This is a genomic window from Cellulomonas sp. P5_E12, assembly GCF_054049315.1.
In genome coordinates, this window is record NZ_JBFUMP010000001.1 from 78,011 (window position 1) to 89,995 (window position 11,985).

10 protein-coding genes and 1 tRNA gene are annotated in these 11,985 nt (G+C 72.7%); 9 read left to right on the forward strand and 2 right to left on the reverse strand.

Translation table 11 applies throughout. The features are described from left to right. Nucleotides 1–283 precede the first annotated feature (283 nt). The 8 genes from ACXJKA_RS00320 to ACXJKA_RS00355 all read left to right on the forward strand — a co-directional run bounded on the left by ACXJKA_RS00320 (nt 284) and on the right by ACXJKA_RS00355 (nt 9,233). Nucleotides 284–754, forward strand: a complete 471-nt coding sequence (locus ACXJKA_RS00320; protein ID WP_456823164.1) for an FtsB family cell division protein — start codon at nt 284–286, stop codon at nt 752–754. Nucleotides 755–783: 29 nt separating this feature from the next. Further along, nucleotides 784–1,284: a DUF501 domain-containing protein gene (locus ACXJKA_RS00325; protein WP_456823165.1), complete on the forward strand. Its 501-nt coding sequence runs from the start codon at nt 784–786 to the stop codon at nt 1,282–1,284. A gap of 141 nt (nt 1,285–1,425) precedes the next feature. Further along, a complete protein-coding gene (locus ACXJKA_RS00330; protein WP_456823166.1) occupies nt 1,426–2,379 on the forward strand; it encodes a Ppx/GppA phosphatase family protein in 954 nt (317 codons plus the stop codon). A gap of 498 nt (nt 2,380–2,877) precedes the next feature. Continuing rightward, nucleotides 2,878–4,353, forward strand: a complete 1,476-nt coding sequence (locus ACXJKA_RS00335) for a GH1 family beta-glucosidase (protein WP_456823167.1) — start codon at nt 2,878–2,880, stop codon at nt 4,351–4,353. Between the two features lie 71 nt (nt 4,354–4,424). Continuing rightward, nucleotides 4,425–5,924: an NAD(P)/FAD-dependent oxidoreductase gene (locus tag ACXJKA_RS00340; protein ID WP_456823168.1), complete on the forward strand. Its 1,500-nt coding sequence runs from the start codon at nt 4,425–4,427 to the stop codon at nt 5,922–5,924. A 72-nt stretch (nt 5,925–5,996) separates the two neighbouring features. Beyond that, nucleotides 5,997–6,070, forward strand: a tRNA-Leu gene (locus ACXJKA_RS00345). Between the two features lie 32 nt (nt 6,071–6,102). After that, entirely contained in the window at nt 6,103–6,945 is an 843-nt protein-coding gene (fdhD, locus tag ACXJKA_RS00350; RefSeq protein ID WP_456823169.1) for a formate dehydrogenase accessory sulfurtransferase FdhD, read from the forward strand. Next, a complete protein-coding gene (locus ACXJKA_RS00355; RefSeq protein ID WP_456823170.1) occupies nt 6,945–9,233 on the forward strand; it encodes an FdhF/YdeP family oxidoreductase in 2,289 nt (762 codons plus the stop codon). The genes fdhD and ACXJKA_RS00355 overlap by 1 nt, the downstream gene beginning before the upstream one ends. A 14-nt stretch (nt 9,234–9,247) precedes the next feature. Here the strand turns inward: ACXJKA_RS00355 and ACXJKA_RS00360 are convergent, their stop codons facing one another. Together ACXJKA_RS00360 and ACXJKA_RS00365 are read right to left on the reverse strand one after the other, a co-directional pair. Next, nucleotides 9,248–10,102 (reverse strand): siderophore-interacting protein, encoded by an 855-nt coding sequence (locus ACXJKA_RS00360; RefSeq protein ID WP_456823171.1) that lies wholly within the window; start codon nt 10,100–10,102, stop codon nt 9,248–9,250. 58 nt (nt 10,103–10,160) lie between these two features. After that, on the reverse strand, nt 10,161–10,610 hold the full coding sequence (locus ACXJKA_RS00365) for a MarR family winged helix-turn-helix transcriptional regulator (RefSeq protein WP_456823172.1): 450 nt from the start codon (nt 10,608–10,610) through the stop codon (nt 10,161–10,163). Nucleotides 10,611–10,662: 52 nt separating this feature from the next. On the opposite strand from ACXJKA_RS00365, the gene ACXJKA_RS00370 reads away from it, so the two are divergent. Then, nucleotides 10,663–11,901, forward strand: coding sequence for an MFS transporter (locus ACXJKA_RS00370; protein ID WP_456823173.1), 1,239 nt, complete (start codon nt 10,663–10,665; stop codon nt 11,899–11,901). The last annotated feature ends 84 nt before the right edge of the window (nt 11,902–11,985 follow it).

Here is an 11,985-nt window from a genome sequence, read left to right on the forward strand (position 1 = left end):
CGCCATGTCTGCCCCCCGACGCCCGGCGTCMCCGAGCGCTTCGGGTCGGCGTCCGGCGGCCCCGCGGTCCGGGACGCCGACCGCTGGGGCGAACGTGCCGCGCGGGAACACGGGCAGTCGGTCGTCGGCCCCCCGGTCCGGGGCCACGCCCCGCGTCGGTCCGGCGCCCTCGTCGTCGGCCCGCCCCTCCTCGTCGCGACCCTCCGCCTCCCGCCCCGCCACGCGCGGCAGCGCACCGACGCCGCCCCGCGGCACCCCCCGCGCCGAGCGGGTGCAGGTGCGCGTGCCGCGGCTGTTCACGGTGCGCGCGATGGTGTTCTCGTGCGTGCTGCTGCTCGCGTTCGTGCTCGTGTACCCGACGCTGCACTCCTACCTGCAGCAGCGCGTCGAGGTGGACCAGCTGCGCGGCCAGGTCGAGTCGGCGCGGCAGCGGAACGACGACCTCGAGGCGGACCTCAAGCGGTGGGACGACGAGGCGTACGTGCGGGCGCAGGCGCGCGAGCGGCTGTCGTTCGTGATGCCGGGGGAGAAGGCGTTCCGGGTGATCGACCCGGAGACCATCCCCGACACCCCGCCCGCCGCCGACGGCCCCGCGTCCGTGCTCGACTCGGGCTCGACCCTGCCCTGGTACGCGAACGTCTGGGAGTCCGTGCAGGTGGCCGGCCAGACGCCGGTGGCCGGTACCGACGATGCCGCGCCGACGGGCGACAATGGGACGCCCGCCCCGATCCCCACGGCCCCGGCGGGCGGCTGACCCACCCCGCGCACGAACGGACCGCTGCTGTGACCACCTCTTTCGACGCCGTCTCCGACCAGGACATCACGGTGCTCGCCGAGCAGCTCGGTCGCCCCCCGCGCGGGGTCGTCGGCATCGCCGCCCGGTGCGTCTGCGGCCGCCCGCTCGTCGTGCGCACCGCCCCCCGCCTCGACGACGGCACCCCGTTCCCGACGACCTACTACCTCACCTGCCCTCCGGCGGTCGCCGCGGTGAGCACGCTCGAGGCCGGCGGGCTCATGAAGGAGCTCACCGCCCGGCTCGCCGACGACGAGGAGCTGGCCGCCGCCTACCGTCGCGCGCACGACGCGTACCTCGCCGACCGCGAGGCCCTCGGGCACGTCGAGGAGATCGCGGGCATCTCCGCCGGCGGCATGCCGACGCGCGTCAAGTGCCTGCACGTGCTGGTCGGCCACGCCCTCGCCGCCGGCCCGGGCGTCAACCCGATCGGCGACGAGGCCCTGGCGCTGATCCGCGACGAGTGGCGCCCCGACCGCTGCACCTGCTGACCCGACTCTTGCGTCGACGCGAGATCCGAGTAGGTGCGCCTCAACCTCACTTCCTCGGCGTCCGCACCTTCGCGCGTCCTGGCGACCGGATGTGCGGACGTTGGCGGAGTGGGGCGGGCGACGGTGGGGGAGGATGAGCGCGTGACGCGTGTGGCTGCCATCGACTGCGGGACCAACTCCATCCGACTGCTCGTCGCCGACGTCGATCCCGACGCCGGCACGCTCGTGGACCTGGACCGCCGCATGGAGGTGGTCCGCCTCGGGCAGGGCGTCGACCGGACCGGTCGCATCGCCCCCGAGGCCCTGGAGCGCACGCTCGACGCCGCCCGGCGCTACAACGACATCTGCGCGGAGCTCGGCGTCGAGGCGATCCGGTTCGTGGCCACGTCGGCTTCGCGGGACGCGGAGAACCGGGCCGACTTCGTCGACGGGGTGCGTGCCGCGCTGGGCGTCGAGCCCGAGGTCGTGCCGGGCGACGAGGAGGCCGCCCTGTCGTTCCGCGGGGCCACGGGCGTGCTCGCCGGTGCTCATCCCGGCCCGTTCCTCGTCGTCGACCTCGGTGGCGGCTCGACCGAGCTGGTGCTGGGTACGACGACGCCTGAGGCCGCGTTCTCGATGGACGTCGGGTGCGTGCGGATGACCGAGCGCCACCTGCGCAGCGACCCGCCGACCGCCGCCGAGATCGCCGCCGCCCACGCCGACGTCGGCGCCGCACTCGACACGGCTGCGGCCATCGTCCCGCTCGGCAAGACCGTCACGCTCGTCGGGCTCGCCGGCTCGGTGACCACCGTGACCGCCCACGGGCTCGGCCTGCCTGCCTACGACCCCGCGATCATCGACGGGTCGGTGCTGCCGGTCGACGTCGTGCTCGCCGCGTGCGACGACCTCCTCGGCCGGACCCGTGCCGGGCGTGCCGCCCTCGGGTTCATGCACCCCGGCCGCATCGACGTGATCGGCGCCGGCGCGCTGGTCTGGGCCGACGTCGTCCGGCGAGTTCGCGACGAGGTCGCCGCGGCCGGCGGTCGGCTCACCGAGGTCGTCACCTCCGAGCACGACATCCTCGACGGCATCGCCTGGAGCATCGCCACCCGCTGACGACGTCCGAGCAGAAGCACCCCAGGGCCTCCACCTGCTCGGATGCTATGCCTCTCCGGCACGTCCGCACTTTCGCGCGTCGCGACGCCCGAATCTGCGGACGCTGCGTCATCCCAAGCCGGACGTCCGCACGATCGCGCGTACCGACGACCGAATCTGCGGACGCTGCGTCATCCCAAGCCGGACGTCCGCACGATCGAGCGCCACGACGACCGAATCTGCGAACCTGCGGGGGAGGCCGGACGTCCGCACTGCTGCGGGTCCTGGCACGCACGAGTGCGGACGCAGCGCGGGAGGCCCACACGTCCGCACTGCTGCGGGTTCTGGCCCGCACGAGTGCGGACGCTGCGGTCCAACCCGCCCCACTCCGCACCTCCGCGGGATCTGTGAGCCCGGTGGTGCCCCCCAACGGCGGACCACCTGGCAGGATGTGACCTGGGAGCGCTCTCATGGCGCCAGAGCAAGGCCCGACGCCGTCGTCGCTCGAGGAGGAGCGCCATGCCCACGAGGGAGCCTGTGCTCGACCGCCGCCTGCTGCTCCAGCTGGGCGCGACGACTGGGCTGCTGGCCGCCTGCGCGCCGGAGGGCGCGGACCCCGCGCCGACCCCGCCGGCACCMGACACGACCTGGCGGCCCCCGGCGGAGCCGATGACGTTCCCGGCGGGATTCGTGTGGGGCGCGGCGACGTCGGCGTTCCAGATCGAGGGCTCGACGACGGCGGACGGGCGCGGCCCGTCGATCTGGGACACCTTCGCAGCAACGCCGGGACGGATCCGCGACGGCTCGACCGGTGACCCCGCCGCCGACCACTACAGGCTCTGGGAGTCGGACCTCGACCTGATCAAGGACCTGGGGCTGCCCGCGTACCGGTTCTCGGTGGCGTGGCCGCGCATCCAGCCGACGGGTTCGGGGGCGGTCAACCCGGCGGGGGTCGACTTCTACCGCCGTCTCGTGGACGGGCTGCTGGCCCGCGACATCCACCCCGCGATCACGCTCTACCACTGGGACCTGCCGCAGCCGTTGCAGGACGCGGGCGGCTGGGCCGTCCGCGACACGGCCGACCGGTTCGGCGAGTACGCGGCGGTCATGTTCGACGCCCTGCGGGACGTGGACGCCACCTGGCTCACGATCAACGAGCCGAAGACCACGGCGTTCGTCGGCTACCGCTGGGGGTCGCACGCGCCCGGGATCACCGATGTCGACCAGGCGGCCGCGGCCGTCCACCACCAGCTGCTCGGGCACGGGAGGGCGGTGCAGGCCTTCCGCGAGAGCGGCGCCGCGGGGGGCATCGGCATCGCGCTCAACCTCATGCCTGTCTACCCGGTGAGCCGCGAGGCGGACGCGGCGGCGGTCCGCGTGGACGGCGTCGAGAACCGGTTGTTCCTCGACCCCGTCCTGCGGGGGAGGTACCCAGCCGACGCCCTCGGCGACCAACCCGGCCAGCTCCCGGCCGACCCACAGAAGTTCGGGGCTCTGGTGCAGGACGGCGACCTGGCGGCGATCAGCGCGCCGCTCGACGTCCTCGCGGTGCAGTACTACGGCGTCGCAGGTGTCGACGAGAACGGCGAGCAGGTCGCGCTCTACCCGACGTCCGCGGCGGACTGGCAGCAGGTGCACCCGGAGGGCCTCTACGACCTGCTGATGGACCTGCTCATCGACTACCCGGACGCGCCGCCGCTGGTCATCACCGAGAACGGGATCCCCGACCCGACGCCCGAGGGCACCACCGACGACCCCGAGCGGCTCGAGTTCCTGCGCGCGCACCTGCAGCAGGCGGCGCGCGCGATCGGCGACGGGGTGCGCCTGACCGGCTACTACGCGTGGTCGCTGCTGGACAACTTCGAGTGGGCCGAGGGCATGACACAGCGGTGGGGGCTGGTGCACGTCGACGTCGACACCCAGGAGCGGACGCCCAAGCAGAGCGCGAGCTGGTACTCCACAGTGGTCCGGGCGAACGCCGTCGAGCCTTCCTGAGCGCGCACTGTGCGCAGTATCACCGGGTTCTGGTACGGCAGTGGAACCCTCGCGCCGCTACCGTTGAAGGTATGCCTCAGTCTGCCTCCGACGTCGCGACCCCGAAGGCCTCCGTGGATGCGGCGGCCCGCCCGAGCAAGCCTCGCAAGGTGCCCCGCGTCGTGATCCTCGGCGGCGGCACGGTCGGCCTGTACACGGCACGCCGGCTGCGCAAGCGCCTCGGCAAGCGGGAGGCGGCCATCGTCGTCGTCGACCCGCGCCCCTACATGACCTACGCGCCGTTCCTCCCGGAGGCAGCGGCCGGCTCGATCGACCCCCGCAACGTCGTCGCGCCGCACCGCCGCGCGCTCAAGGGCGTCGACGTGCTGCAGGGCAAGGTCAGCCAGATCAACCACGCCGACCGCACGGTCGAGATCACGCCCGAGGAGGGCGACGCGTACTGGATCACCTACGACCACCTCGTCGTGGGCCTCGGCGCCGTCGCCCGCACGCTGCCCATCCCGGGCCTGGCGGACTTCGGCATCGGCTTCAAGAACGTCGAAGAGGCCATCGCGCTGCGCAACCACGTGCTCAACCGCATCGACGTCGCGGCCAGCACCTGGGACCCCGAGCTGCGTCGCCGCATGCTCACCTTCGTGTTCGTCGGCGGCGGCTTTGCCGGCATCGAGGCGCTGGGCGAGGTCGAGGACATGGCCCGCGCCGCGGTCAAGTACTACAAGGCCGTCGAGCAGGACGAGCTGCGGTTCGTCCTGGTCGAGGGCTCGCCGCGCATCCTGCCCGAGGTCAGCGAGGAGCTGGGCGGCTACACGCTCGAGCAGCTGCGCAAGCGCAACATCGAGATCCACCTGTCGACCTTCCTGAGCAGCTGCGTCGACGGCCACATCGTGCTGTCGAACAAGACCGAGTTCGACGCCGAGACCCTGGTGTGGACCGCGGGCGTCAAGGCGAACCCGGTGCTCAAGGACTCGGACCTGCCGCTGGACGGCCTGGGCCGGGTCACGTGCAACGCGTTCCTGCAGGTGGTCGACGCCGACGGCACCGTAGTGCCCGACGCGTACGCCGCCGGTGACTGCGCCGCCGTGCCGGACCTGTACAACCCCGGCAAGTTCTGCCCGCCGAACGCCCAGCACGCGCTGCGCGAGGGCAACCACCTGGGCGACAACCTCTCCCGCGTGCTGCGCTCCGCCGAGCTGACCGAGTACAAGCACAAGAACATCGGCGCCGTCGCGTCGCTCGGCATGTACCAGGGCGTCGCGCAGATGTTCGGCCGGATCAAGGTCCGCGGCTTCCTCGCGTGGGTGCTGCACCGCTCGTACCACGTGGCCGCCATGCCGACGTGGAACCGCAAGATCCGGATCGCCGCGGGCTGGACCGGCTCGCTGCTGCTGCGCCGCGAGGTCGTCGCGCTCGGCAGCCTGCACGACCCCCGGGCGGAGTTCCGCTCCGCCTCGGTGCCCGCCAAGCCGCGGGCGGTCGAGCCGGGCGAGAAGGACCCGTCGTTGCCGGCCATCAAGGCCGAGGCCGGGTCGCCGGCGGAGAAGAGCGCGACCAAGGGCGCCAAGAGCGCCTGAGCACGCCCGACACGAGCCCTCGGATCCCTCGCGGACCGGGGGCTCGTTCGCGCCCTGGCAGGATGTGGCCCGGCCCCCGTAGCCCAACTGGCAGAGGCAGCCGGCTTAAACCCGGCACAGTCCGGGTTCGAACCCCGGCGGGGGCACCGGACCGGCCCCTGAGTGCTGAGATGGGGCCATGGAACGCATCGCGGTTCGACGACGAGTCACGCGCATCACCCTCCAGGACGGCGCTCGGCGGACCGAGGACGTGCTCGCGGCCGAGGAGCCGCTCGAGATCCGCGTCGGCGGCCGCGCACTGGCCGTCACGATGCGCACGCCCGGCCACGACGTCGACCTCGCCGCGGGGTTCCTCGTCTCCGAGGGTGTCGTCGCGGCCGCCGAGGACTTCGCCGCCGCGCGCTACTGCGCCGGGGCCACCGTCGACGGCCTCAACACCTACAACGTCCTCGACGTGACGCTGGCCCGCGGCGTCCCGGCGCCCGACCCCAGCCTGGAGCGCAGCTTCTACACGACGTCGTCCTGCGGGCTCTGCGGGAAGGCGAGCATCGACGCCGTCCGGACGCGCTCGCGCTGGACGGTCGCCGACGACGACCGCGCGATCGCGGCCGAGCTGCTGGCGACGTTCCCCGACCGCCTCCGGGAGCGCCAGGAGGTCTTCGCCAAGACGGGTGGGCTGCACGCCGCCGGACTCTTCGACGCCGCCACGGGCGAGCTGCTCGTGCTGCGCGAGGACGTCGGCCGCCACAACGCCGTGGACAAGGTGGTCGGCTGGGCGCTCACGGCAGGGCTGCTCCCGCTGCGCGGCACGGTGCTCATGGTGTCCGGGCGGTCGTCGTTCGAGCTGACGCAGAAGGCGCTCATGGCCGGCATCCCCGTGCTGGCCGGCGTGTCCGCGCCGTCCTCGCTCGCCGCCGACCTCGCGCAGGAGTCGGGGATCACCCTCGTGGGGTTCCTGCGGGGGTCGTCGATGGTCGTGTACTCGCGGCCCGAGCGCGTGCTGGTCGGAGCGCGGGTCTGATGCCGCGCAAGCCGCCCGTCGAGGACCCGACCTACGACCGGATGAGGGTCCACCCGCCGGACGCGTGGGCCGTGGGGCTGCCGGCCGTCGTCAACGCCGTGACCTACGCGCTCGAGGACCTGGGGCCCAGCCGCTCGCTCACCCTGCTCTCGCGGGTGAACCAGAAGGACGGGTTCGACTGCATGAGCTGCGCCTGGCCGGACCCGGCGCACCGTGCGCGCGCGGAGTTCTGCGAGAACGGCGTGCGCGCAGTCTCGTGGGAGGCCACCCCGGTGACGGTGCCGACGACGTTCTGGGCGGAACACTCGCTCACGGACTTGCAAGAGAAGTCGGAGTACTGGCTGGGCATGCAGGGCCGGCTCGTCGAGCCCGTCCACAAGGCGGCCGGCAGCGACCACTACGTGCCGGTGAGCTGGGCGGACGCGCTCCGCCTGGTGGCCGACAGGCTCCGTGGCCTCGACTCACCCGACCAGGCCGCGTTCTACACCAGCGGCCGCACGGCCAACGAGACGGCGTTCCTCTACCAGCTGTTCGTGCGCGCCTTCGGCACCAACAACCTGCCCGACTGCTCGAACATGTGCCACGAGTCGACGGGCACGGCGATGAACGCGACGCTCGGCGTCGGCAAGTCGACCATCGCCTACGACGACTTCGCGAAGGCGGACCTGGTCATCGTCATGGGGCAGAACCCCGGCACCAACCATCCCCGCATGCTCACCGCGCTCGAGGACGCCAAGCGCAGCGGCGCGGCGATCGTCGCGGTCAACCCGCTGCCCGAGGCGGCGATGCGGCGCTACAAGAACCCGAAGACGGTGCGCGGGATGGTCGGCCGGGGGACCGACCTGGCCGACCAGTTCCTGCAGATCCGCAGCGGCGGCGACATGGCCCTGCTGCAGTGGGTGTCCCGGCGTGTGCTCGAGGCCGAGGACCGCAGCCCGGGCACCGTGCTCGACCATGAGTTCCTGACCGAGCACACGCTCGGGCTCCAGGACTTCCGGGCGCACCTCCAGGCGCTCGACGAGCAGGAGGTCCTCGCCGCGACGGGTCTCACGGCCGCCGAGATGGACGAGCTGGCGGACCGCTACCTCGCGGCCGACCGCGTGATCATCACGTGGGCGATGGGCATCACGCAGCACCGCAAGGGCGTCGACACGATCAAGGAGATCGTCAACCTGCTCCTGCTGCGCGGCAACATCGGCAAGCCCGGCGCGGGCGCGTCCCCCATCCGCGGGCACAGCAACGTGCAGGGCGACCGCACGATGGGCATCTGGGAGAAGATGCCCGACGCGTTCCTGGACGCGCTGGCCGCCGAGTTCTCGTTCGAGCCGCCGCGCCGGCACGGCCTGGACTCCGTGCGGTCGATCGAGGCGATGCAGCGCGGCGAGATCAAGGTCTGGTTCGCGCTCGGGGGCAACCTCGTCGCGGCGATCTCTGACACGGCGGCCGCCGAGGCCGCGATGCGCGGGACGGACCTGACCGTGCAGGTGTCGACCAAGCTCAACCGGTCGCACGTGGTGACGGGCGCGGAGGCGCTGATCCTGCCGACGCTCGGTCGCACCGACGTCGACCTGCAGGAGACGGGCCCGCAGTTCGTCTCCGTCGAGGACTCCGTGTGCGCGGTGCACGGGACCCACGGCGCGGTCCCGCCCGTCTCGCCGACCCTGCTCTCGGAGATCTCGATCGTCACCCGCCTGGCCCGCGCCGTCCTGGGCGACGACGGGCCGATCGACTGGGCCGGGTTCGAGCGCGACTACAACACGATCCGGGAGTCGATCTCGCGCGTCGTCCCCGGCTTCGCGGACTTCAACCGCCAGGTCCGACGCAAGGGCGGGTTCGTGCTGCCGAACGGCCCGCGCGACTCCCGGACCTTTCCGACGACGACCGGCAAGGCGATGATCACGGTCAACGAGCTCGTGCCCGTGGAGTGCCCGCCGGGCCGGCTGATCCTGCAGACCGTCCGCTCGCACGACCAGTTCAACACGACGATGTACAGCCTCAGCGACCGCTACCGCGGCATCAAGAACGGCCGCGACGTGGTGTTCGTCAACCCGGACGACCTCCTCGAGCTCGGCCTCGCCGACGGCGACCGCGTGGACATCGCGAGCGAGTGGCCCGGGGAACCGGACCGCTGGCTGCGGGGCTACCGCGTGGTGTCCTACCCGACCTCGCGGGGGTGCGCCGCCGCGTACTTCCCCGAGGCGAACGTGCTCGTCCCGCTGGCCAGCACGGCGATCGGGAGCAACACGCCGGTCTCGAAGGCGGTCGTCGTCCGGCTGCAGAAGGCGTAGGCCCCCTCAGCCGGTCAGTCGAGCCCCTGCTCCGACTCCTCGATCGTGGCGAGCCAGTCGCGCTTGCTCGCACGCCAGCCCTCGTCGTCGGCCCCCAGCCGCCAGTAGCCGGAGACCGAGAGCTGGTCGCGCGTGATCCCGCGGTCCACGCGCACGTGCTTGCGCAGCTCGCGGACCACGCCGGCCTCGCCGTGCACGAACGCGCTGACGGGGGCGGGCAGCTCGGGCAGAGCGGTGACGGCGTCGACGAGAGCGAGGCCAGCCACGCCGATGCCCTGGTGGACCCAGTGGACGTGCACGCCCGGCGGGAACGTCAGCGGGATCTGGTCCTGCGCGTCGTGCACCTCGATGACGGCATGCCCGACGGCGTCGGCGGGCAGGCGCTCGAGCGCGACCGCGATGGCCGGGAGGGCGCTGGCGTCGCCGGCGTACAGGTGCGACGCGGCGGCGGGGTCGGGCGACCAGGCGCCGCCGGGGCCGACCAGCAGCACCTCGTCGCCGGGCTGGGCATCTGCCGACCACGGGCCGGCGATGCCCTCGTCGCCGTGCACCACGAAGTCGAGCGTGAGCTCGCCGGCGCCGGCGTCCCAGGCACGGACGGTGTAGGACCGCTGGCGGGGCTGCTGCTCGGGGGGCAGGGTCGCGCGCACCGCGTCGAGATCGAGCCGGCCGTCCTCGCGCAGCGGGCGCGGCGTGCCCGCGGGCAGGAACACGACCTTGACGTAGGAGTCGGCGTGCGGCGACGGCTGGAACGCGGCGAGCCCGGGGCCGCCGACGACGACCCGGACCATCGTCGCCGCGATCCGTTCCGTCCGGACGACCACCCCCACGAGCGGGGCGGGGCGCGGGCGGGCCGGTGCGTCGGTCATCGAGGTCCTTCGTCGGAGGGGGTGGTGGTGCGGCGGCCCACGCTAGTCGAGCCCGCTGTCAGGTGCGGGTCGCGTGCGCGTCGAGGTCGTCGTTGAGGCGGGTGAGCAGCGTGGCCAGGAGGCGACGGTCGTCCGGCGACCAGTCGGCGAGGACGTCCGCGTAGACCTCGGCACGCGCGGCCCGCGTGTCGGCCAGCGCCGCGGTGCCGGCGGGCGTGGTGGTGACCACCGCGCGGCGGCCGTCGTGCACGTCGCGCTCGCGCGTCACGTAGCCCGCGGCCTCCATCGCCAGCACCTGGCGCGTCACGGTCGACGCGTCGAGGCGCAGGTGGTCCGCGATCTCGTTGATACCGGCCGGGCCGGTGGTGTCGAGGAGGCGGAGCGCCAGGTACGCGGAGCGCTCGAGCGTCGTGGACAGGCGGGTGGTGGCCCGGCGGCTGCGGTCCGCGAGCCGCAGCAGCAGAGCCACCTGGGCCTCGACCGCAGCGGCTGCGTCGTCGTCGCTCATGGGTGTAGCCTACATGGAGTTAGCTGCCCCATACAGATACAAGGATCAGCACGTGGCGTCGTCCCGCACAGAACCGAACAAGACCGCGATCTACTCGACAGCACTCACGGCGTTCTTCGCCATCGCGGGGATCGCGATCGTGGACCCCATCCTCCCCGCCATCGGTGCTGCCATCGGCGCGTCCACCTGGCAGATCGAGCTGCTCTTCACCGCCTACATCGCCGTCATGGCGGTCGGCATGATCCCCGCCGTCATGGCGACCGGGAAGTTCGGATACAAGAAGGTCCTCGCCACCGGCGTGAGCACCGTCGCGGTCGCCGCGATCCTCGCCTCGCTGTCCAGCGGCATCGTGTCGCTGGCGGTCCTGCGCGGCCTGTGGGGACTCGGCAACGCGATGTTATTCGCCACGGCGATGGTGCTGCTGGTGTCGCTGGCCAACGACAAGAAGTGGGTCGTCGAGCTGTTCGAGACGTGCGTGGGCCTCGGGTTCGCCATCGGCCCGCTGATCGGCGGCCTGCTCGGGCAGATCAGCTGGCGCGTGCCGTTCTTCCTGTGCGGCCTGTTCATGATCGCGGCGCTGATCATCTCGCTGACGCGCCTCAAGGACCCGGAGGAGATGCCGCCGCCGCTGCGGCTCGGCCAGGTGTTCCACCCGTTCCGGCGGCCCGCGTTCGTCGCGCTCTGCGTCATCACCGCGACCTACAACTTCGTGTTCTTCATCGTGCTGGGCTACACGCCGATCTTCCTGGGCCTCGACGTCGTGCCGCTGGGCCTCGTGTTCACGGCGTGGGGCGCCGGGCTCGCCTTCGGCATCCTGGTGGTCGGGCACCGGCTCGCGCACCGGTTCGGCGCTGTGCAGACCGTCGGGTTCGCCTTGATGGTCCTCATGCTGACGCTGATCGGCCTGGCGACCTCGCACAGCACCGCGCAGTCCGTGATCGTGCTCGTCGTGGCCGGCGTCTGCATGGGCATCTGCAACGCCAACCTCACCGACCTCGCGCTGGCCACCGGCTCGCCCGACCGCCGCGTGACCACGGGGGCGTTCAACCTGGTGCGCTGGGGCTTCGCGGCCCCCGCGCCGGTCGTCGCCGGGCTGCTGGCCGAGCACGTCGGCCTGAGTGCCCCGTTCTGGGTGGGCGTGGTCGTGCTCGCCGTCGGCATCGTCACGTTCCTCGTGTTCGGTCACGTGGTGGCGCGCACGGTGGGCGAGAGGGTGCTCTGGTCGCGGTGGAACCGCGAGGCCGAGGCGTTCGAGGGCGTGCCCGAGGAGGCGCTCGGCGAGGTCGTCTGACCTCGCCAGCAGATGTGACGTAGGACGCGTCCGGACCGGGAACCGCACCCGGGTCGGGCGCGTTCTCGCACGTGGGCGCGGTTC